20 protein-coding genes are annotated in these 20,725 nt (G+C 73.1%); 7 read left to right on the top strand and 13 right to left on the bottom strand.

Annotation, left to right across the window (positions count from 1 at the left end):
* Positions 1–6 precede the first annotated feature (6 nt).
* The 4 genes from ACQPZ4_RS17875 to ACQPZ4_RS17860 all read right to left on the bottom strand — a co-directional run bounded on the left by ACQPZ4_RS17875 (position 7) and on the right by ACQPZ4_RS17860 (position 4,224).
* Positions 7–798 (bottom strand): FadR/GntR family transcriptional regulator, encoded by a 792-nt coding sequence (locus tag ACQPZ4_RS17875; protein ID WP_433062088.1) that lies wholly within the window; start codon positions 796–798, stop codon positions 7–9.
* A gap of 10 nt (positions 799–808) precedes the next feature.
* Positions 809–2,059, bottom strand: a complete 1,251-nt coding sequence (locus ACQPZ4_RS17870; RefSeq protein ID WP_433062086.1) for an amidohydrolase family protein — start codon at positions 2,057–2,059, stop codon at positions 809–811.
* Between the two features lie 8 nt (positions 2,060–2,067).
* Positions 2,068–2,850: a class II aldolase/adducin family protein gene (locus ACQPZ4_RS17865; protein WP_433062083.1), complete on the bottom strand. Its 783-nt coding sequence runs from the start codon at positions 2,848–2,850 to the stop codon at positions 2,068–2,070.
* 162 nt (positions 2,851–3,012) lie between these two features.
* A complete protein-coding gene (locus ACQPZ4_RS17860) occupies positions 3,013–4,224 on the bottom strand; it encodes a hypothetical protein (RefSeq protein WP_433062080.1) in 1,212 nt (403 codons plus the stop codon).
* Between the two features lie 313 nt (positions 4,225–4,537).
* On the opposite strand from ACQPZ4_RS17860, the gene ACQPZ4_RS17855 reads away from it, so the two are divergent.
* Positions 4,538–4,699, top strand: coding sequence for a hypothetical protein (locus tag ACQPZ4_RS17855; protein ID WP_433062078.1), 162 nt, complete (start codon positions 4,538–4,540; stop codon positions 4,697–4,699).
* On the opposite strand, the gene ACQPZ4_RS17850 is transcribed toward ACQPZ4_RS17855, so the two are convergent.
* The 7 genes from ACQPZ4_RS17850 to ACQPZ4_RS17820 all read right to left on the bottom strand — a co-directional run bounded on the left by ACQPZ4_RS17850 (position 4,696) and on the right by ACQPZ4_RS17820 (position 12,175).
* Entirely contained in the window at positions 4,696–7,644 is a 2,949-nt protein-coding gene (locus tag ACQPZ4_RS17850) for a tetratricopeptide repeat protein (protein ID WP_433062075.1), read from the bottom strand. The two genes, ACQPZ4_RS17855 and ACQPZ4_RS17850, sit on opposite strands and share 4 nt — an antisense overlap.
* Positions 7,641–8,006 (bottom strand): CU044_2847 family protein, encoded by a 366-nt coding sequence (locus tag ACQPZ4_RS17845; protein WP_433062072.1) that lies wholly within the window; start codon positions 8,004–8,006, stop codon positions 7,641–7,643. The genes ACQPZ4_RS17850 and ACQPZ4_RS17845 overlap by 4 nt, the downstream gene beginning before the upstream one ends.
* A gap of 87 nt (positions 8,007–8,093) precedes the next feature.
* Complete coding sequence (locus ACQPZ4_RS17840) at positions 8,094–8,579, bottom strand: SRPBCC domain-containing protein (RefSeq protein WP_433062070.1); 486 nt, start codon at positions 8,577–8,579, stop codon at positions 8,094–8,096.
* On the bottom strand, positions 8,576–8,908 hold the full coding sequence (locus ACQPZ4_RS17835) for an ArsR/SmtB family transcription factor (RefSeq protein ID WP_433062068.1): 333 nt from the start codon (positions 8,906–8,908) through the stop codon (positions 8,576–8,578). The genes ACQPZ4_RS17840 and ACQPZ4_RS17835 overlap by 4 nt, the downstream gene beginning before the upstream one ends.
* Before the next feature lie 39 nt (positions 8,909–8,947).
* A complete protein-coding gene (locus ACQPZ4_RS17830) occupies positions 8,948–11,146 on the bottom strand; it encodes a tetratricopeptide repeat protein (protein WP_433062065.1) in 2,199 nt (732 codons plus the stop codon).
* 10 nt (positions 11,147–11,156) lie between these two features.
* Positions 11,157–11,717 (bottom strand): hypothetical protein, encoded by a 561-nt coding sequence (locus tag ACQPZ4_RS17825; RefSeq protein WP_433062063.1) that lies wholly within the window; start codon positions 11,715–11,717, stop codon positions 11,157–11,159.
* A gap of 74 nt (positions 11,718–11,791) precedes the next feature.
* Positions 11,792–12,175: a PPOX class F420-dependent oxidoreductase gene (locus tag ACQPZ4_RS17820; protein WP_433062061.1), complete on the bottom strand. Its 384-nt coding sequence runs from the start codon at positions 12,173–12,175 to the stop codon at positions 11,792–11,794.
* Positions 12,176–12,251: 76 nt separating this feature from the next.
* On the opposite strand from ACQPZ4_RS17820, the gene ACQPZ4_RS17815 reads away from it, so the two are divergent.
* From ACQPZ4_RS17815 to ACQPZ4_RS17790, 6 genes are all read left to right on the top strand, one after another.
* Positions 12,252–13,124 carry a PhzF family phenazine biosynthesis protein gene (locus tag ACQPZ4_RS17815; RefSeq protein ID WP_433062058.1) on the top strand — a complete coding sequence of 291 codons (873 nt, stop codon included), beginning with the start codon at positions 12,252–12,254 and terminating at the stop codon, positions 13,122–13,124.
* Positions 13,125–13,190: 66 nt separating this feature from the next.
* Complete coding sequence (locus tag ACQPZ4_RS17810; protein ID WP_433062057.1) at positions 13,191–14,969, top strand: family 16 glycoside hydrolase; 1,779 nt, start codon at positions 13,191–13,193, stop codon at positions 14,967–14,969.
* 58 nt (positions 14,970–15,027) lie between these two features.
* Entirely contained in the window at positions 15,028–16,698 is a 1,671-nt protein-coding gene (locus ACQPZ4_RS17805) for an alpha-keto acid decarboxylase family protein (protein ID WP_433062054.1), read from the top strand.
* A gap of 47 nt (positions 16,699–16,745) precedes the next feature.
* A complete protein-coding gene (locus ACQPZ4_RS17800) occupies positions 16,746–18,002 on the top strand; it encodes an Nramp family divalent metal transporter (protein WP_433062052.1) in 1,257 nt (418 codons plus the stop codon).
* An 11-nt stretch (positions 18,003–18,013) separates the two neighbouring features.
* Positions 18,014–18,223, top strand: a complete 210-nt coding sequence (locus ACQPZ4_RS17795) for a hypothetical protein (protein ID WP_433062050.1) — start codon at positions 18,014–18,016, stop codon at positions 18,221–18,223.
* Positions 18,223–19,365: a cupin domain-containing protein gene (locus ACQPZ4_RS17790; RefSeq protein ID WP_433062048.1), complete on the top strand. Its 1,143-nt coding sequence runs from the start codon at positions 18,223–18,225 to the stop codon at positions 19,363–19,365. The genes ACQPZ4_RS17795 and ACQPZ4_RS17790 overlap by 1 nt, the downstream gene beginning before the upstream one ends.
* Positions 19,366–19,391: 26 nt before the next feature.
* Here the strand turns inward: ACQPZ4_RS17790 and ACQPZ4_RS17785 are convergent, their stop codons facing one another.
* Together ACQPZ4_RS17785 and ACQPZ4_RS17780 are read right to left on the bottom strand one after the other, a co-directional pair.
* Entirely contained in the window at positions 19,392–19,919 is a 528-nt protein-coding gene (locus tag ACQPZ4_RS17785) for a DUF6886 family protein (protein ID WP_433062045.1), read from the bottom strand.
* A gap of 1 nt (position 19,920) precedes the next feature.
* A complete protein-coding gene (locus tag ACQPZ4_RS17780; RefSeq protein WP_433062042.1) occupies positions 19,921–20,709 on the bottom strand; it encodes a hypothetical protein in 789 nt (262 codons plus the stop codon).
* Positions 20,710–20,725: the final 16 nt, after the last annotated feature.

The raw sequence follows: 20,725 nt of genomic DNA, 5'->3' as shown, positions 1-20,725 counted from the left end.
GCGCGCTCAGCCCGGATCGCTCGCCTCGCCTGATGGTTGCATGAGCTCCCTCAGCAGAGTGAGGTCGATCGTGGGTGAGCCGGCCGGCTTGGGGTTGCGCTGCGCGCTGGCCAGGTGGGCGGCGACGAGCTGGTGCACCGCCGCCGGGTCGCCCGCCTCGATCAGGGTCAGGATCCGGCCGTGGACCTCGCCGGACTCGCGGCGCTGGGTGAGCGGTACACGACGGGGCTCGGTGCGGCTCGCCCAGCTCTCCTCGTGGCTGGACCACAGTGCCTCCAGCGCGCCCGCCAGCACGATCAGCGGCGGGTTGCCGCACAGGCCGACCAGGGCCTCGTGGAAGCGGCGGGACACGCCGACCACGGTGGGCAGGTCGGCGATGCTCGCGAGGTACTCCTCGTGCAACTCGCGCAGTCTCGGCACGACCGTCTGTGCGCGATCGGGACGGGACGCGCACAGCGCCGCGCAGGCCGGTTCGACGTGCCGCAGGGCGACGGCCACGTCGCCGATGTCCGCGTGCTGGGCGGCCAGGACGAGGCCGAGGTTGTACCCGAGGTTCGCCGGGGACGGCCGGTGCACGACGGCACCGCCCAGCCGTCCCCGGCGGACCGTGATGAGACCCTCGGCCTCCAGGATGCGCATCGCCTCGCGCAGGGTCGGGAGGCTGACCGGGTACCGCCGGCTCAGCTCCTCCGACTTCGGCAGCGGGTCGCCGTCGGCGAGGTCGCCGCTGATGATCTGCGCCCGGATGCGGTCGGCGACCTGCTCGGCGAGCCGATGGACGCGTACCCGGGGCTCCACGACATCGAGCCTAGTAGGCGTCGGGGTCCTGCTGCACGGCGGCCGGAACCGGATGCCGGTACAGCTTGGAGGCGTTCTCCCAGGTCATCTTGCGCACGTCCGCGGCCGGCAGGCCGCCGATCTCCTCCTCGATGGTGCGCTGGGTGTGCGGCCAGGTCGAGTCGCAGTGCGGGTAGTCCTGCTCGAGCAGGATGTGGTCGACGCCGATCACGTCGCGCAGGGCGAACGAGGACGGGTCCTCGACCGCGCAGAAGTAGAAGTTGCGCAGCAGGACCTCGGCCGGGGTGAGCTCGATGCCCTTCCAGGTGCCGTACATCGCGTGGTAGCTCAGCATGTGGTTGAGCCGGTCGACGAGGCCGGGGACCCAGCCGATCCCACCCTCCGAGAGCACGATCTTGATGTCCGGGAACCGCACCGGGATGCGCGAGTACAGCCAGTCGACGGCGGAGAACATCGAGTACCCGAAGAAGAGCACGCCGACCACGTCCGGCGGGGCGTCCTCGGCGGTCGACGGGGAGGTGCCCGACGATCCGATGTGGAGGTTCACCACGGTGCCGGTCTCGGCGCAGGCGCGCATGATCGGGTCCCAGTGTCCCGTGTGGAGGGACGGCAGCCCGAGCATGTGCGGGGCCTCGCTGAACGTGACGGCCTTGAAGCCGCGCTCGGCGTTGCGGTAGATCTCCTGCGCGCCGACCTCCGGGTCGAGGAAGTACGGCAGCTGGCAGGGGATCATCCGGTCGGGGTACGCGCCGGACCAGGCCTCGATGTTCCAGTCGTTCCACGCGCGGGTGGCCGCGAGGGCGAGCTCGGCGTCCTGTGTGGACAACTGGAGGCGCTGGCCCGCGAAGCCCGGCAGGAACGACGGGAAGCACAGCGAGGCGTACACCCCGGAAAGGTCCATGTCCTTGATGCGCTCGTGAATGTCCCACGATCCGCGGCGCATGTCGTCGAACCGGCACGGCTCCATGCCGTACTCGTCGACCGGGCGCCCGACCACGGCGTTGAAGCCGACGTTCGGGAACTCGTTGCCGTCGTACACCCAGACGTGGCTGCCGTCCTTCTCGATGACGTGCGGCGCCTGGTCGGCGTACTTCGCGGGCATCCGGCCGTCGAACGCGTCCGGCGGCTCGACGATGTGGTCGTCGACGGAGATGAACGTGTACTTGCGCTCCTGGCGGGGCGGGTCGGGCAGGAACGTCACCTTGTTGCGGTCGGCGGTCGTGAAGCCGGTGTTGCGCAGCAGTTCGTCGATCGAAGCCATGCTCTCTCCTAATCGAGGACGTCGGGTTCGTGGCGCAGCAGCTTGCGGACCGCGCCGGCCCAGAAGTAGTCCGATCCCCGCTCCAGCAGGGACTTCTTCATGCCGTGGCGCAGGCCCGGCGCGATCGCGAGCGGGTCGCGACCCAGGAGCATGACGTCGTACGCGAGGCGGCACGCGCGGTCGATGCTCGCGGAGCGGTAGGTGGCCTCCTGGATCGTCGGCGCGGTGACGATGATCCCGTGGCTGGCCAGGATGACGACGGACTTGTCCCCGATGCGCCGCGCGAGGTCGGCCCCGAGCGCCGCGTCGTCCACCTCGCCGGTGTACTCGTGCACGAACGCGAGGTCGCCGTCGAACATCGAGCCGGTTTGATGCACGATCTCGGGCAGCACCCCGACCGCGGCGAGCACGGTGACGTAGTACGGATGGTTGTGCACGACCACGCGCGCATCCGGCCGCGCGCGGTGCAGTTCGGTGTGGATGTGGAACGCGGGGGTGACGTCCCAGCGCCCCTCCTTGACCGCGCCGTCGCGGTCGACGACGCACAGGTCCGAGGCGCTCACCTCGTCCCACCAGAGGCCCCACGGATTGATCCACATGTCGCCGTCGTCGTTCTTGACCATCGTGATGTGCCCGGCGATGTTCTCGCTGAAGCCGGACTGCGCCAGGATGCGAAACGCGCACGCCAGGGCCTGCGCGTCGGTGAGCTCGACCCCGATGGGCGGGGTGATGCGCGGCGACCAGACGGCGGCCCCGCCGTCCTTGACGCCGCTCTCCGCGACTGCTGTCACGTCTCTTCACCTCCGGAGGTGACTGCCAAAAATCCTTTAAAAGATTTAGCAGGGGTACCGCCCTGAGGCAAGCAAACGCTTGGTTGTTTCTGTGCCATCTTCCGGGCCCGGCGCCGACGGCCGGCAGCGGGTCCGCCGCCGGCCGTCGTGGTCGCGCGGCCGTCAGCCGGTGGCGCGGGGCAGGGCGACGGTGGCCGCGCGGAGCAGGCCGAACTGCAGGTACGCCCAGCCGGTCTGCGCGACCGACGGGTCGGTCACCGCCGCCACGTCCACGGCGCTCAACCTGCGGCGGATCGTGAACGTCCGCGTCGCGCCCGGGGCGAGGGCCGGCACCGAGCAGTGGGCGATCGGCACGCCGTTCTGCGCCCCGTCCGGGCACTCGGTCTCGCCCGTTCGCGCACCGTGCTTGAACACCACGTCCAGAAGGGGCTGCTCGACCGTGTCCGTTCCGCCGTTGCGAACGGTCAGCATCAGCGCCGCCTCGCGCGAACCGTCCGAAGCGAGCGGCTGCAGGGTGAGCGTTGCGCTCACGACGAGGCCGCGGCTGTCCGTGGCGAACGTCGTGGGCCCGGCGTCCTGGGTGAAGGACGAGCCGGTCCAGCGGTACCGGCGCCACTGGGGCACGGCCGGGTCGTCGGGCTCGCGGCGGTCGCTCACCCGCAGCCACACGTGGCCGTCGGCGTCGGTGCCGAGGTCCGGCACCCAGTGGATGCCGCCCGGCAGGCTCTCGGAGGTGACCAGGTCGCCGAGGGTGCGGATGCCGTCCGCGGCGCGGGTGAGCACGACGGCCGCCTGCGAGCCGAGGTCGGTGCCCGTGCAGTCGTAGAGGGCGATCGTCTCCGGCCGGCCGTCGCCGTCGACGTCCGTCTGCGCGACCTTGCGCACATGGACGGTTCCGCTCACGCCGGCGGTGAACGTCGCCGCGCGGTCCGGGCATTGGCCGTTGTGCGCGGAGGCGGGCATCGTGACGGTGCCGTCGCAGAGGTCCTTGACCGTGACGAGCCCGTCGAGCGACGGGTCGGCGCAGTTCGCCACCCACGACCGCAGCGTCGGCGCACCGGGGATGGCCTCCGGCGGCCCGGGTCGGTCGGCCCGGGGCGAGGCGTCCACCGGCCGGCCGGACGGGTGCACGCCGGGCGCCGAGTCGGCCGGGACCGGCGATGTGTCGTTCGTTCCGTTGCGCGCCGCGTACGCCGCCACCGGCACCACGATGGCCAGAACGGCCGCAAACGCGCAGCCGAACGTGCGCACATTGCGCCGCCTGCGGACCGTCGCGCGCACCGGCGCCAGGCCCGCGGGCTTGATCTGCGCGCCGCCGGCGTCGGTGAACCCGGCGAACGCGGCGTCAAGCAACTGCTCGGTGTGGTCACGCATCGCGGTCCTCCCCCGCATTCGTGAAGCCGCTGTCGCGCAGGTGGGCGGCCAGGGCGGTCCGGCCGCGGTGCAGCCAGACGCGCACCGTGCCCTCGTTCGCCCCGAGCTGCGCGGCGATGGCGCTGATCGGAAGGTCGGCGAGATGGTGCAGTACAACCGCGGCCCAATGGTTCTTGGGCAGTTTCGCGAGTGCGGCGGTGAGCGCGACGCGGTCGGGCCCCGGCCGGCGACGCCCGGCCCGACGAGACTGACACGCGCGGACCCGCCGCGGGGTTACACCCGGGATCGGCGTCGTGCGATATCGTCAGACGCTGTGACCGAGCCCGCGGAACCCGCCGAGCCGGAGGAGCACCGCGAGCCGCCCCGCCGGCGCCGGCGCATCACCCCGATCGACCCCCGCCTGAGCCCGGAGCAGCTGGAACGCATCGTCGGCGGCGAAACCGAGCCCGCCCCGGACCGGCAACTCGACGACTAGCCGGCCCGGCGGAGGCGGTCGATCACGGTCGCCGCGGCCGCCGCGTCGTGCTCGCCCCAGTAGTAGCCGATCTCGATGCTGATCTCCTGGGCCTGGGTCAGCTCGGCCCGGGCCGCCTCCGGGTCGCCGGCGTGCGCGCGCAGCTGGGCGAGCACGATCCGGGCGTCGACCTCGTACAGCCGGTAGCCCCCGATGATCGCCAGGTGCAGCGCGTGCACCGCGTGCGTCAGGGACTCGCCGCGGTCCCCGGTGGCGATGTCGAACCGGCTGCGGCCGAGCAGCGCGGCGACCAGCACGTCGCGGCGGGTGATGCCGCGGGCGACCCGCAGCGCCTCGTCGTACGCCGCCCGCGCCTCGTCGAGGTCGCCCGCGGCCACGTGCAGGTCGCCGATGCCCACGTGACTGCGGGCCACGTCGGCCAGCCAGCCGGCGGTGCGGCAGATCTCGACGTTGCGGCGCAGGACGGCGAGGGCCTCGGCGGACCGGCCGGCGCGCATGAGGTGCTCGGCGTAGCGGGTGCCGCTGGAGCTGTACAGCGCCGGGATCGGGGTGTGCGCGGTGGCGATCCGCAGCGCGTGCCCGAACGCCGCCTCGGCCTCGGTGGAGCGGCCCTCGATGTGCGCGAGCGCGCCGCGCAGGGTCTCGGCGACGAGCTCGTCCTCCTTGTCGGCCGCCCGTTCCGCCAGGTCGAACGCCTCCGGGATGAGCCGCCGGCAGCTGGTCAGGGCGCCCAGGTGCAGGTACAACTCGGTCACGTTCTGGCAGCTGACGGCCGCCTCGTGCCACGATCCGAGGTCGACGAACGCGGCGCTCGCCCGCCGGAACATGCTCGCCGCCTCCCGGAGCCGGCCCAGCATCTGCAGGCAGGCGGCGACCTCGTGCAGCAGCCAGCCGCGCGACTCGGGGTCGGTGAGCAGCGGCTCGGCGTGCACGTCGCCGCCGGGGAAGAAGCCGGTGAACATCGACAGCGCCGCCTCGTACGCGTTGAGCTCGCTGGTGACCAGCGCGCGGTCGCCGAGGTAGACGTGGTCGTACGCGATGTCGCACGCCTCGTCGTAGCGCCCGGCCCTGCACGCGTGGTGCACCGCCTCGATCGCCGGCTCCAGGTCGTCGAGCGAGGCGGGGGCCGGGGCGAGCGCCGAGCGGTAGTAGGCAAAGGCCAGCTCGTGCTCCTCGCGGCTGCCGTGCGCCTGGTAGAAGTCGCGGACCAGCGGGTGCAGCATCAGCCGGGACCGGGAGTCGCGCCGCAGCACCCGGGCGACCTCGAGATAGAGCAACGTGCGCGCCACGGTACGGTCCCAGCCCGCGTCGTCCCCCGCCAGCCCGAGCACGGCGCGCAGGGCGTCGTCCTCGACCGGGCCGCGGAACAGCGAGCAGCGGACGAGGACCTGCCGCTCCTCCTCGGCGAGCAGGTCGTCGTACTCGCGCAGGATCCGCCGCACCCGCTCGCCCTCGGACAGCCCGGACCCGGGCGGCGGCAGCGAGCCGATCCGGCGGGGGTCGCCCGCGTACCGGCGCTGCAGGTAGGCCGCGACCAGGGTGAGCGTCAGCGCGTGCCCGCCCCAGTCGGCGGCCAGCTGCTCGAGCGACGCGTCGGGGCCGATGACGCCGAGCTTGCGCAGCAGGTCGCGGCCCTCCGCGACGCTGAGCGGGACGATCGCGAGGTGCTGGTAGGTGCTGTAGGCGGCCAGGTCGAGCGCCGGCACCCGGCTCGTGAGCAGGCAGAACGACTGGTGCCCGGGTGTCGCGGCGAAGCGCAGGAAGTCGTAGAGCTCCTGGCTGGTGACGGACCCGTACTGGTCGCCCCGCTCGTACTGCAGCGCCTCCAGGCCGTCGAGCACGAAGAGGTACCGGCGCTGCTGCATGACCCCGGCGACGACCGCGGCCCGGCTGCCGGCCTCGCCGCCCACGTCGGCCGGGCGCAGCCGTCCGCCGCTGAGGAACTCCACCGCCGCCGACAGGAACTCGTCGGTGCTGGGCCGCTCGGTGAAGCTCCACCAGAAGATCCCCGCGACGTCGTCGCCGCGCTCGATGACCGTGTCGATCCAGCGGCGGGCGACGCTGCTCTTGCCCTCGCCGCCGAAGCCGATCATGCCGACCACGAGGATCCGCCGGCCCTCCCAGGCCTCGTCGAACAGGCCGATCAGGTCCTCGCGGCCGACCCAGTCGGTCACCACCGAGGGCGCGTCGGCCAGCCGGTGCCCGGGGACCGGCACCGCCTGCCGGGCCAGGGCCTCGTCGAAGACCGGCGGCTCGGCCCGGCGCAGCGGGAGCGGGTGGTCGCTGAGGTCGATGCCGAGCCGGGAGAAGCCGATCACCCGGGCGTCCACGGCCCACGCCGTCTCGCTGTCCTTGCCGGTGGTGTCGGGGATCCAGGTCTCGGACACCACCCCGACGATGAGGTTGCGCACGGTGTCGAGCACGGGGCTGCCGCTCATGCCGGCGTTGATCTGGGTCGAGCGCAGCTGCACCGGGTCGGTCAGCGCCACCGCCTCCTCGGGCGGCTCGACCTCGCCGAGGATCAGCCCGTCGGCGATGCCGCCGAGGTACTTCTGCAGCCGCCGGAAGCCGTAGCTGCGGAACCGGTTGTCCTGGGAGTCGTGGGCCGAGCCGAGCGCGGCGACCCGGTCGGCGGGCAGGTCGACCCGGCCGCGCAGGCGCAGGCACACGATGTCGTCGTCGAAGCCGTCGGGGTACCAGACCACCCGGGCCACCGCCGACCAGCCCGGCCGGTCCTGCCGGCGCGGGATGTCGACGGTGACCGACGCGCCGAGCTCGGCCGGGTCGACGGCGGCCGCCCGCAGCACGTGGGCGCAGGTGATGACGAGGCCGTCGCGCGAGACGATGATGCCGGTGCCCACCACCGCGGCGCCGTCGAGCGTGCGGATGCGCACGGTGCAGTTGCGCAGGTCCTGCAGGATGACGCGGTCGGTGGGGGCGGTCACGGGGTCGGCTGCGGCGGTACCGCGACCACCGCGAGCTCCAGCGGCGCTTCGGCTTCGGCCAGGGTGTGCCCGTCCCAGCGGAACACCACGTTGATCGAGGCCTCGACGCCGGCCTTGGCGATGACCGCGCCCGCCTCCCCGTCGAACTTGATGCCGAACGCGACCTCGACCTCGGACGGGCGGCCAGGCATGGTGCGCACGGTCTGGCGCACCCGTCCGGCCATCTGCCGGATGATGCCCATGGCGTCGTTCATCGCGCGTACGGAGCGGTCGAGCGCCTCGGTCCCGCCGAGCGCGACCTGGCGGACTCCTGGGCCGTACGAGAACTCCACCCGCAGCGGCGGTTCAACCTGGGCGTCCACGGCCCCGATTATCCCGAGCGGCCGTCACAAGGGTCAATGGACGACTACGGAATGCATCCGACCGGCGCCGCGGGCTGCACCATTCAGCTACGCGTTCCGGTTCCCGGCGGACTCCTCGGCCAGCGCGGCGAGCTGGGCGGTGACCAGGCCCCAGCCGTCGTGGAAGCCGAGCTCCTCGTGCCGGGCCCGGGCGGCCGGGTCGCCGTGGCGGACGATCACGCGGTAGTCGGTGCCGTCCGGGTGGTCGAGGAGGGTGATCTCGGCGGTCATCGGGACCGGCGCCGGGCTCGCCGGGCGCCACGAGCTGTCCAGCGCGTTGGTCCACACGATCCGCTCGAACTCGTCGACGACCAGGAAACAGGCGTCGAGGTGCGGGGCGAACGTGGTGCCGTCCTCACTGAATTGGGTGACGAAGGCTCCACCGGGGCGGACGTCCAGCCGGTCGACGAGCGCGCGGGCGGGGGCCGGCACCCACCACTGGGCGAGGCGGTCGGGATCGGTCCAGGCGCTCCACACCGACTTGCGCGGGGCGCGGATGACGCGGTTCAGGGCGATGTCGAGGTCGGGGTTCATGTCTTGTCCTCCGTGGTGACGAACTGTTCGAGGCGGTCGGTGCGGCCCAGCCAGATCCGGCGCTGCTCGGCGAGCCAGTCGTCGACGAGGGCCAGGCGCTCGGGGTTGAGGGTGCAGGTGCGCACCCGGCCGGCCTTGGCCGTGCGGATGAGGCCGGCGCCCTCGAGCATGCGGACGTGCTTCATGAACGACGGCAGGGCCATCGGGAACTCGCCGGCGAGGTCACCCACGCTGGCCGGGCCGCCGCCCAGGCGCCGGATCACGGCCCGCCGGGTCGGGTCGGCCAGGGCCACGAACACCCCGTCGAGCTGGGCCGAATACTGAGCCATGAGGCTAAGTATTGCCGCCGCCAACAGTTAGCGCAAGGGCTAAGTGTTCAGGAGGGTCAGGGTGGCCGTCGTGGCGGCGTGGTCGGGGCCGAGGTGGCGGGTCTGGTCGGCCGCCAGCCGGCGCAGCACCCGCCTCGCCGCGCGGCGTCGGCCCTGTTCGAGCAGGGCCAGGCCCAGCCAGTACCGCGGGCGCGTGTCCAGGGTCTCCGGGTGCTCGGCGCCCAGCACGCGCAGCCGGTCCGCGATCAGCGGTCGCAGCTTCCGTTCGGCCTTGCCGAAGTCCGCGCTCAGGACATGCAGCTCGGCGATCGAGTGGCGGGCGTCGAGCGTCTCCACGTGGTCGGCGCCGAGGACGCGCCGGCGGTCTCTGACGACCGCCCGGTACCGCCGCCGGGCCTCCTTCGGCCGTCCGCATCGCCCGACCGCCCAGGCGTAGCAGCACCGGGTGTGCAGCGTGTCGGGATCGCGTTTGCCGCACACGGCGATCCGGGCCAGCAGGACCTGCTCCAGCTGCGCCCGGGCCGACTCCCAGTCACCGAGCCGGCCCGTGGCCCAGGCGAGCTTGTGCCGGGTGTCGAGGGTGTCGGGGTGGCGGGGGCCGAGCAGGCGCGTCCGGGCCGCGCAGACCTCGGTGAGCTCGGCGTGCGCCTCCGTCCAGCGGCCGAGCCGGCCGACCGCCCAGGCCCGCTCGTTGCGCAGCGCCAGGATCGCCACCTGGTCCGGGCCGAGGCCGGACGCGTGGCGCAGCGCCGAAACGGCGAGAGTCTCGGCGGCCGTCTCGTGGCCGCGCCAGGTGCTGGCCGCGACGACCCGGGCGACGGTGGAGACCAGGCTCGCGAGGTGCTCCTCGCCGAGGGTGTCGCTGAACTTCAGCAGCTGCTCGACGTGCGGGGCGAACAGCCCGAACCAGCGCCACTCGGCGCTGTCGTCGAACCGGCGGGCCGCGACGGCCGCCACGAGCAACTCGACCGCGGTGCGGGCGGCGGCCGGATCCTGGCGGCTCGTCTCGGCCACCAGCGGTTGCAGCATGAGCATCCGGCCGCCGTCCGGGTCCGTGCTGTTCAGCTGGTCGATCAGGCCGTAGTCGGCGAGCCCCTCCAGGCCGCGCTGCACGAGGCGCCGCACCTCCAACGCGTCCACAAGCTGCAACACCTTCTCCGGTACCGGCACCGCCGGCGCGAAGTACCCCAGCACCTGCAGCAGCGGGCGGCACTGGGGCAGGCCCTGGCGGTCGAGGGCGCTCAGCGACAGCTCCCAGGTCAGCGCCACGTTGCCGCGGTGCCCGCGCGAGTCGTCGCCGTCCGCGCCGAGAACCGTGCGCACGCCCAGCTCGCGCAGCGCCTGGCGGTAGTCGTCGAACGTGCGCCAGATCGAATACGGCGAGGCGAGGTACTCGCCCGCAAGGCGCAGGGCGAGGGGCAGGCGGCCCAGGTCGGCGGCGAGGCGTTCGGCGGCCGGCCGGTCCCCGGCCTCGGGGGCCCGGTCGAGCAGGACCTGCGCCGCGTCGGGCGCGGTGAGCGGCCCGAGCTCGGTCACCTCGGCGTCGCTGCGCTCCCGCTGCCGCCGGCCGATCCGGCTGGTGACCAGGACGAGCCCGCGGTCCGCGCAGCGCGCCACGCCCGAGCCGAGCAGGCCCGCGATCACCTCCGGTTCGTCGAGGTTGTCGAACACGAGCAGCCACCGGCGCGGGGTGCGGCGCAGCGCATCCCACAGCTGCTCGACGGCCCGCGGCGAGCCCTGGCGGATCGCGGTCACCTGGGCGCGGCTGAGGTCGAGCTCCTCGGCCAGGCTGACCAGGCCGTCGGTCAGGGCCGCCGGGTCCTCGGCGGCGATCCACCAGGCCGCCCGGCCGCGGCGCCGCTCGAACCAGCGGCACATCGACACCGCGAGGAACGACTTGCCGACACCGCCGAGGCCGGTCAGCACGTGTACGGTGCCGTCCGGCCGGCGCAGCGCCCGCCGCAGCCGCCGCAGGTCGCGGTCCCGGCCGCGGATCAGTGCGGTACCGATGCCGGTGGGTGCGGTCAGCGGGGCACCCGTGAACGTGGCCCCGGAACCGGTGCGGCCGGTCGCCCGCCGCCGCAGCTCGGTCAGCAGCAGCCCGGCCACCGCCGCGGCCCCGCCGGCCACGCTCGCCCATTTGTCGGCCCGGTCGAGCCCCTCCCAGAGCAGGACCGCGACGACGGCGGCGAGCACCGCGGCGACGGCGATCCAGCTGACCCGCGGCGACCAACGCATGCGGACATTGTCACCGACCGATGCCAACGACGCTTTCGTGGAGGGCGGGCCGGTAGCCGGCGGCCAGCGCGGCCACCGACGCGGGCGGGGTGAGCAGGTCGGCGCGGGCGGGCAGCGGGCGCGGCGGACCATACCCGGTGCTGGTCCACGGCAGGAACCGCTCCCCCGCGACCAGCCCGGCGGCGCCGTCGTGGCGGATCATCGCGCCGGTCGGCAGGCCCGCGCAGCCGGTCGGGCGGGTGATCTGGCGGCGGGTGCGCGGTTCGACCCGCTCGCCGTGCAGCCGGGCGTCCATCTCGTGCGCCCACGGCCGGCGGGCCGAGCCCTCCGCGGCCCGCCAGGCCTCGGCGTAGGCGAGGAAGTCGGCGCGCCGGCAGTAGGCGCACGGCCGGTGCCCGGCGGCCAGCGCGGTCGCCTCGTCGAGGAAGAACAGCGCCGTCCAGCGGCCCGGCGGCATCGGGTCGCGGCGGACGTCCTTCCAGGTCAGGGTGCAGCAGATCCAGAGCTTGGAGCGCCAGCGGGCGCTGCCCAGCGTGCGGCCGGTGCCGTGCAGGCAGCCGCGGTTGCCCATCAGCGTCCCGCGGGCGGGATCGGCGACGATCTCCCCGGTGGGCCGGACCCGGTTCTGCAGCGGGCGTGCGGAAATCAGCCCAGGCCGATCTTCTGGTGGTCGGGTTCGATGACCGCGATGATGCGCTCCTGGCTGCGGTCATAGGGCCCGCCGGTGTACTTCGCAGCCACCCGGTCGATCATCGCCCAGCCCTCGTCGCCGCCGATCCAGCGGGTGACCCGGCCGCGGACGATGACCGGCTGGTACGGGTTGTCCGGGGTGGCGATCGACACCGCGACCCGCGGGTCGTGGCGCAGGTTGCGGGCCTTGCGCGAGTCCGGGCCGGTGAAGAACACGACGGCGTCGCCGTCGGTGCCGATCCACACGGGCGAGCTGTGCGGGGCGCCGTCCGCGTCGACCGTGGCGACGTGGGCGAGCGGGGTGCCGTCGAGCACGCGGCGGACGTCGGCTTCAAGCATCGTCGGGCTCCTTCGGAAAGCGGGCTGCGCGAACGAGTAGTGGGCGGTGTCCCCCGCGAACTCTACCGTCGGCGACGTGTACGGATATGTGATCGCCGACGTGTTCACCGAGACCGCGCTCGAGGGCAACCCGCTCGCCGTCGTCCCCGACGCGGCCGGGCTGACTGCCGGGTGCATGCAGCGCATCGCGCGCGAGATGAACCTGTCCGAGACGACGTTCGTGCTGCCGCCGCTGGTGGGCGGGGACGTGCGGGTGCGCATCTTCACCCCGGTCGGGGAGCTGCCGTTCGCCGGGCATCCGACGTTCGGGACGGCGGCGGTACTTGCGGCCACCGGCCACAAAAGCGTGCACAGGGGAACCCTGCGCATGGAGACCGGCATGGGCGTGGTGCCGTTCAAGTTCGTCGGGAAAACGAGAGGCAGGACGGGCGACCAGCGCGCGCTCACCGCGCGCATGCTGCAGCCGATCCCGGTGTGGGAGCCGTACGCGCGCGCGAAGGAACTCCTCGCCGCGCTCGGCGTCGCGCGGTCCACGCTGCCGGTCGAGGTGTACCGCAACGGCCCGCGGCACGCGTTCGTCGGCCTCGAATCCGTGGAGCAGCTGTCGGCGCTGCGGGTGGACCTGCGCGCGCTCGCCGAGCACGAGGACCTCGCGGCGAACTGCTTCGCGCCCACCGCCGACCCGCTCGTCTGGCGGGCCCGGATGTTCTCGCCCGCGTACGGGGTGACCGAGGACGCCGGCACCGGCTCGGCCGCCGGGCCCCTCGCCCTGCACCTCGGCCGGCACGGGATGGCGCCGCTCGGCGGGGCGATCACGGTGCGGCAGGGCGTCGAGATGGGCCGGCCCTCCACGATCCGGGCCCAGGTGACGATGGCCGGCGACCGCGTCGAGCAGGTCGAGATCGCCGGCAGCGCCGTGGTCGTCGCCGACGGCAGGCTGTACGTCTGAAACCTGCAACAAACCTGCAAACGCCGCGTATTGCCCCCAGGAATGCGCTTTCCTACATTCAATTACATGAATAGAAACCTCAAGTGGCCGATCGCCGGAGGAGCGGCCGTGGTCCTGGCCGCCGTCACGCAGGTCGCGTTCGCCGCCACGACGTTCAGCGCGACCTTCGAGGACGGCTCCACCAGCGGCTGGTCGAAGTCCGGCGGCACGTGGAGCGTCGTCACCGACGGCAGCAAGGTGCTGCAGCAGTCCAACGCCGGCAGCGAGAACGCCCGCGACTTCGCCGGCGACAGCGGCTGGACCGACTACACCGTCCAGGCGAGCGTGAAGCCCCTCGCGCTCGGCTCGGGCGGGTTCGCCGGCCTGCTGGCCCGCTCGACCGGCGCCACCACGTTCTACCGGCTCGCCCTGCTGCCCGGCAACCAGGTCCAGCTGCAGGCGGTGAACGGTGGCACGGTCACCGTGCTCGGCAGCGCGGCGCGGACCGTGAGCACGGGCACGTGGTACACCCTGGCCATCTCGGTCACCGGGAACTCCATCCGCGGCACGGTCGACGGCACCACGATCGCGACCGCGAGCAGCAGCGCCCTCGCGAAGGGCCGGATCGGCCTGCAGACCGCGTACTCCAGCGCCAACTTCGACAACGTCACCGTCACCACCGGCGGGACCACGAACCCGACACCGACGCCCTCCCGGACGAGCGGTTCCCCGAGCCCGACGCCCTCGGCGAGCCAGCCACCGACGAGCCAGCCGCCGTCGTCCGCCCTCTACGTCTCCCCCACCGGCAGCGCGAGCAACCCGGGCACGCAGGCCAGCCCGACCACCCTGGCCGCGGCGATCACCCGGGTGACCGCCGGCGGGACGATCTACCTGCGCGGCGGCACCTACAGCCAGTCGTCCACCATCACCATCGCGGCCGGCAACAACGGGACGTCGGGCGCGCTGAAGAACATCGTGGCGTACCCCGGCGAGACCCCGGTGCTCAACTTCGCCGCCCAGAGCGAGGATCCCGCCAACCGCGGCCTGGCCGTCAACGGCAACTATTGGCACCTCAGCGGGCTCGTGGTGGAGCGGGCGGGTGACAACGGCATCTTCGTCGGCGGCAGCAACAACACCATCGAGCGGGTGGTGACCCGCTACAACCGCGACAGCGGCCTGCAGCTCTCCCGGATCGCCTCCGACACCCCCAAGGCGAACTGGCCCGCCAACAATCTCATCCTCAGCAGCGAGTCGCACGACAACGCCGACTCCGACGGGGAGGACGCCGACGGCTTCGCCGCCAAGCTCACCATCGGTACGGGCAACGTCTTCCGCTACGACGTCTCCCACAACAACATCGACGACGGCTGGGACCTGTACACGAAGACCGACACCGGCGCGATCGGCCCGGTCACCATCCAGGACTCCCTGTCGTACGCGAACGGCACGCTGAGCAACGGCACCGTCAACGCCAACGGCGACCGCAACGGCTACAAGCTCGGCGGGGACGACATCGCCGTGAACCACGTCGTCCAGCGCAGCATCGCGTACAAGAACGGGCACCACGGGTTCACCTACAACAGCAACCCGGGCGCCATGACCATCTCGAACAACCTGTCCATCGACAACGCCGAGCGGAACTTCTCGTTCGACACGGGCAGCTCGACGTACCGGAGCAACACCTCGTGCCGGTTCGCCAGCGGCGGCTCGAACGACAAGACGATCGGCGACAGCGACAGCTCCAACCAGTGGTGGGCGGGCACCAACGGCTCGCGCTGCGCGAACTACAGCGGCGCGCTCGCCTGGTCGTTCGCCTCCGACGGTCACCTCGTCGTCACCCTCGGCGGGCGCACCGTCAGCCTCTGACGCGAGCGCTAGCCCCGCCCCGCCGTGCAAGACGCGCGGGGCGGGGTAGTCGCGCGCGATGACGGATTGCACGATCGGCGAGTACCTCCTCACGCGGTTGCGCGAGGTCGGCATCCGGCACGTGTTCGGCGTGCCCGGCGACTACCAGCTCGAGTTCCTCGACCAGCTCGAGGCGGCCGACGGCCTGGAGTGGGTCGGCAACTGCAACGAGCTCAACGCGGCCTACGCCGCCGACGGCTACGCCCGGCTCAACGGCATCGGGGCGGTCGTCACCACCTTCGGCGTCGGCGAGCTGAGCGCGCTCAACGGGATCGCCGGATCGTACGCCGAACGGGTCCCCGTGGTGTCCATTGTGGGCACCCCGGCGACGTTCGTGGTGCGCGAGCGGCAGCTGGTGCACCACACCACGGGCGACGGCGACTTCACCCGGGCCGCGCGGTGCGCCGCGGAGTACACGGCGGGCCAGGCGCTGCTGGACCGGGACAACGCCGGGGCCGAGATCGACCGGCTGCTGCGCCTGTGCTGGCTGGAGAAGCGTCCGGTGTACCTCATGCTGCCCTCCGACGTCGCCGGTCAGCGGATCGCGGCCCCGGCGGCGCCGCTCGCCCTGCCGGAGCCCTCCTGCGACCAGGCGATGCTGGCCCGCTTCGCCGCCGAGGCGCGCGAGCGCATCCGGACCGCGGACTCGGTGGCGATCCTCGTCGGGCCCGGCGTCGACCGCTACCGGCTCGGCCCGCAGCTGCTCGAGCTGGCCGAGGCGCTGGGCTGCCCGGTGGCCACGCTGAGCAGCGCCAAGGGCGTCTTCCCGGAGACCCACGACCAGTTCGCCGGCGGGTACGCGGGCGCGCTGAGCTCCCCCGAGGCCCGCGCCGCGGTCGAGGACGCCGAGTGCCTGCTCGCGGTCGGATGTCAGTTCACGGATTCGGTGACCGGCGGCTTCTCCCAGCACCTCGACCCCGACCGGATGATCGAGCTGCACGCGGTGGCGGCCGACATCGCCGGGACGCCGTTCGCCCACGTGTGCATGAAGGACGCCCTCGCCGTGCTGGCCCGCGCGCCCGAGCGCACCGGCCGCGGCCCGGTCACCCACCGGCGCATCCCGTCCAGCCCGGAGCCGATCACCGGCCAGCCGCTCGTGCAGGACCGGTTCTGGCCGCTGGTCGCCGGCTTCGTGCGCCCCGGCGACGTCATCGTGGCCGACCAGGGCACCTCGTACTTCGGCTTCGCGGCCCAGCCGATGCCCCGCGACTGCGCGTTCATCGGGCAGCCGCTGTGGGGGTCGATCGGGTACACGCTGCCGGCCGTGCTGGGCACCATGCTCGCCGCCCCGGACCGCCGCCACGTGCTGCTCATCGGCGACGGCTCCTTCCAGCTGACCGTGCAGGAACTGGCGACGATCCTGCGCCTCGGGCTGAACCCGGTGATCGTGCTCGTCAACAACGACGGGTACACCGTGGAGCGCTGCATCCTCGGCGAGCACGCGGCCTACAACGAGATCGGCGCCTGGCGGTACGACCGGCTGGTCCAGGCCTTCGACCCGCACGACCGCACCGTGACCATCACCGCGGGCACCGAGGACCAGCTCGCCGCGGCGCTGGACAAGGCGGCGGCGACCCGCGACCGCGCCGTGTTCATCGAGGCCCGGATGGGCGCCCTGGACGCCCCCGAGCCCCTGGTGCGCCTCGGCAAGGCCTTCGCCCGGGCCGACTACCACCACGCCCCCGTCTAGCCGCTTGAGGTGAGGCGGGTGTCCGGGGCGCGGTCCACCGTGGACTCATGGACCAGGTCGCGGTCGCCGAGAGACCCGTACAGTCCCGAAAACCCCGCCTGACGCCGCTCGTCGGACCGGCCGTCGTCGCCGCCGTCGCGTATGTCGACCCCGGCAACGTGGCCACGAACCTCACGGCGGGGGCGACCAGCGGGTACCTGCTGGTGTGGGTGGTCGTCGCCGCGAGCCTGGTCGCGCTGCTGGTGCAGTTCCAGGCGGCCAAGCTCGGCGTGGCGACCGGCCGCAGCCTGCCGGAGCTGTGCCGGGAGCGGCTGCCGCGCTGGGCCAGCCTGCTGCTGTGGGGGCAGGCCGAGCTGGTGGTGCTCGCGACCGACCTGGCCGAGTTCGTCGGGGCGGCGATCGGCCTGAAGCTGCTGTTCGGGCTGCCCGTCCCGGCGGCCGCGGTGATCACCGCGGTGGTGTCGATGGTCCTGCTGGAGCTGCGCCGCCGCGGCCGCCGCCGGTTCGAGGTGTTCACCGCCGGGGCGCTGCTGCTCGTCGGGGCCGGGGTGCTCTGGGACATCGTCGCGGTCGGGCACCAGTCCGCCGCCGGGCTGGCCGGCGGGCTCGTGCCCCGCCTCGACGGCGTCGGCAGCGCGCTGCTGGCGATGGGCATCGTCGGCGCGACCGTCATGCCGCACGCCATCTACCTGCACTCCGCGCTCGCGGTGCGGCCCGAGTTCCGGGTCGCCGACGCGATCGGCGGGCGCACGCCCCGGCTGGTGCGCCGGGCGCTGCGGCTGGACTGCGGGGTCGCGCTGGGCGGGGCGGCCGTGGTCAACGTCGCGATGATCGCGCTCGGGGCCGGCCTCGGCGCGCTCACGGCCGGCGGCTGGACCGGCGACATCATCGCCGCCCACGGCGAGATCGCCGCGCGGGTCGGCGGGGCCGCGGCCCTCGCGTTCGCCGTCGCGCTGCTCGCCTCCGGAGTGTCCTCGTCCGGGATCGGCACGCTCGCCGGGGACTTCGTGATGCAGGGCTTCCTCGGGTGGCAGATCCCGAGCCGGGTCCGCCGGGTGCTCACCATGCTGCCGGCGATGGCCGCGCTGCTGCTGGGCGCGCCGCTCACCGCGCTGCTGGTGCTGAGCCAGATCGTGATCTCACTGGGCGTACCGGTGGCGCTGTTTCTGCTGGTGTATTTCTGCCGGGACCGGGCGCTGATGGGCGGGCTCGTCAACGCCGCGGCCACGACCCGGGTGGCGGCGAGCGCCGGCTTCGTGGTCGCCGCCGTCGGCCTGTCCCTGCCGGTCCTGCTGATGCTGTAGATGGAGTCCGCGTGCCCTCCGTCACCTGTCTGCGCGCGCGATCCCTCGGCTTCGCGCTGGCCGCCGTCGGTGCCCTCGCGCTCGGCGCCGCGCCCGTGACCGTCCTCGCGCTGTGCTTCGCCGCCGCCGCGATCCCCGCGGCGGTCGCCCTGATCGGAGGTGTACCGCGGGTCCGCGCCCTCTGCGGCCTGCGGCACACCGAACCCCAGAAGGAGCGTTGATGAGCAACCCCGAACGCATTCCGCAGCCGGAGCGCGGCCTGAAGGGCGGCCCCGACGTCGGGCCGCGCAACGTCGCCCTGGACCGGCAGAACCCCGACCTGCTCGCCCCGCCCGCGACCGACCGCGGCACGCTGCCCAACCTCAAGTTCTCGATGTCGATGGCGCACACGCGCATCGAGGACGGTGGCTGGACGCGCGAGGTGACGCAGCGCGAGCTGCCGATCGCCACCGAGCTGGCCGGCGTCGACATGTCGCTCGACCCGGGCGCGTACCGGGAGCTGCACTGGCACAAGCAGTCCGAGTGGGCGTACGTGCTGTCCGGCAGCTGCCGCATCGGCGCCGTCGACCAGGAGGGCCGCAACTTCCTGGAGGACGTCGAGAAGGGCGACCTGTGGTTCTTCCCGCGCGGGGTGCCGCACCACATCCAGGCGCTCGACGAGGGCGTGGAGTTCCTGCTCGTGTTCGACGACGGCGCGTTCTCCGAGAACGCCACGTTCATGATGAGCGACTTCTTCGCGCACACCCCGCGCTCGGTCATCGCCAAGAACTTCGGCTGGACGCCGGAGCAGCTGGACCGGCTGCCGGAACGTGAAAAGTACATCTTTTCCGGCCAGGTGCCGCCACCGCTCGAACGCGACCAGGTGGTCAGCCCGACCGGCGACGTGCCGCGCACGTTCAAGCACCGGATGCTGGCGCAGGAGCCGGAGTACTTCAACGGCGGCAAGGCCCGCGTGGTCGACCAGACCAACTTCTCCGCGGCCGACTCGATCTGCGCCGCGCTCGTCGAGATCGACCCGGGCGGCCTGCGCGAGCTGCACTGGCACCCGACCGACGACGAGTGGCAGTACTACATCTCCGGCCAGGGCCGGATGGGCGTCTTCGCGAGCTCGGGCGAGAACGGGACGTTCAACTACCAGGCGGGCGACGTCGGCTACGTGCCGTTCGCCTACGGCCACTACGTCGAGAACACCGGCAGCGAGCCGCTGGTGTTCCTGGAGATGTTCCGCAACCCGAAGTTCGAGGACATCTCACTGAGTCAGTGGATGGCGAACACGCCGGCCCAGGTGTCCGCGGACACGCTCAACCTGCCGCGCGGCGTGGTCGAGTCCATCCCGAAGACCAAGGCCCGCATCACCGCCTGAGATCGCCGGTGCACGGCCCCGTCCACTCACGGACGGGGCCTCGCATTTCTCAGACGGATGCCGCTGTACCGCATGCTGCTCGCAACCACCGCATCCCAGAACGGCCACAGGTTGCCGAGCAGCCGCAGCTGGATGCCGGCCGCTTCGTGCAGCTCCAGCAGGTCCCCCACCGGCTCGGCCGGCCCCAGCGGCACGACGGTCTCGGTGGCGACGTACGCGTGCCGCTCGAACGGCCGGAATTGCGTGATGTCGAACCGGTACGCGTACAGCCGCGTCGTGCGCAGCTGCTCGAGCCGGCCGAACTCGATGGCGTGCACCCGCGGACCGCAGCCCGCCCCGGCGATCCGCTCCCGGTCCTCGTCCGTGGTGCCGTCGCCCGCCCAGGCCATGGCGCGCGGGCACTGCCGCGGGAACCAGTAGTCCGGCGCGCGGGCGGCGTCGACGGCCCAGACGTACGGCTCGGGCTGCTGCGCGGTCGCGGCGACGTGCGGCGCGAACCGCTCGATGCGCGGGTCCTCGGAGAAGTGCAGGACCTCGCCGGGCCCGGGCCGCACGTCAGGCCTCGCCGGGCGCGACGTCCAGCAGGTACCAGTTGCCCTCCACGAACGCGGCGGACAGCAGCACCCGCCACCCGACCTGCGCGAGGCCCGCGATCTCGGCCGGCACCGCGACGGCGCCGATGCCCTCGAACGTGACCTCGCCCTTGCCGACGGCGGTGATGGCCCGGGGCTCGTCCTCGACCATCTTCTCCGCGAGCTCGACCAGCTCGGCCGGGTCGGGGGCCTCGGGATCGTCGGCGATGTGCTCGCCCAGCGCTTCGACGAACGTCCCCATCGACCCCGCTTTGACCGGCGCCGGGGCCTGTTCGATCGGCTCAGCCTGCGGAGCGTTCTTGACCCGGACCGGCACGGCGTTCGCGGACGGCGGGGCCTTCTCGATCGCCGCGATGGCCAGGGCGAGGTCGGCGAGCTGCCCCTTGCGGGCGGTCTCGACCGGGTCCTCGCGCGGGACGACCAGCGCCTGGGCCTGGGTCAGCTCCTCGTACTCGCCGGACCAGCGCCAGGTGACCCGGTGCCGCCCGGCCGCGGCCTTGAAGCGCTCCCGCAGCTCCCCGTCGCCGCCCCGCCGCACGTAGTCGTTGTGCACCCGCACCTCGACGGACGTCGGCCGGGTCAGCGCCTCCAGCCCGGAGATGACGGCGGTGATCGCCATCCGGTCGGCGGACGCGCCGGGCTCGCTCCCCCGCAGCTCGCGCCGGTGCGCGCCGAAGGTGAGCACCACCGCCCAGGCCCCGGCGCCGCCCGCCGCGTGCAGCAATGCCTGCTGGGAAGTCTGATCCGCCACCGGCCCATCTTGCCAT

Origin of the sequence: Dactylosporangium sp. CS-033363, from assembly GCF_050942475.1 — a bacterium.
Taxonomy (GTDB): Bacteria; Actinomycetota; Actinomycetes; order Mycobacteriales; family Micromonosporaceae; genus Dactylosporangium.
This window is presented reverse-complemented; position numbering and strand designations above follow the sequence as displayed.

Excerpts from the sequence above, each read along its gene's own strand:
- ACQPZ4_RS17870 (WP_433062086.1), bottom strand. The coding sequence starts at position 2,059 with ATGGCTTCGATCGACGAACTGCTGCGCAACACCGGCTTCACGACCGCC.
- ACQPZ4_RS17860 (WP_433062080.1), bottom strand. The coding sequence starts at position 4,224 with ATGCGTGACCACACCGAGCAGTTGCTTGACGCCGCGTTCGCCGGGTTC.
- ACQPZ4_RS17840 (WP_433062070.1), bottom strand. The coding sequence starts at position 8,579 with ATGAACCCCGACCTCGACATCGCCCTGAACCGCGTCATCCGCGCCCCG.
- ACQPZ4_RS17835 (WP_433062068.1), bottom strand. The coding sequence starts at position 8,908 with ATGGCTCAGTATTCGGCCCAGCTCGACGGGGTGTTCGTGGCCCTGGCC.
- ACQPZ4_RS17830 (WP_433062065.1), bottom strand. The coding sequence starts at position 11,146 with ATGCGTTGGTCGCCGCGGGTCAGCTGGATCGCCGTCGCCGCGGTGCTC.
- ACQPZ4_RS17825 (WP_433062063.1), bottom strand. The coding sequence starts at position 11,717 with ATGGGCAACCGCGGCTGCCTGCACGGCACCGGCCGCACGCTGGGCAGC.
- ACQPZ4_RS17820 (WP_433062061.1), bottom strand. The coding sequence starts at position 12,175 with ATGCTTGAAGCCGACGTCCGCCGCGTGCTCGACGGCACCCCGCTCGCC.
- ACQPZ4_RS17810 (WP_433062057.1), top strand. The coding sequence starts at position 13,191 with ATGAATAGAAACCTCAAGTGGCCGATCGCCGGAGGAGCGGCCGTGGTC.
- ACQPZ4_RS17805 (WP_433062054.1), top strand. The coding sequence starts at position 15,028 with ATGACGGATTGCACGATCGGCGAGTACCTCCTCACGCGGTTGCGCGAG.
- ACQPZ4_RS17800 (WP_433062052.1), top strand. The coding sequence starts at position 16,746 with ATGGACCAGGTCGCGGTCGCCGAGAGACCCGTACAGTCCCGAAAACCC.
- ACQPZ4_RS17790 (WP_433062048.1), top strand. The coding sequence starts at position 18,223 with ATGAGCAACCCCGAACGCATTCCGCAGCCGGAGCGCGGCCTGAAGGGC.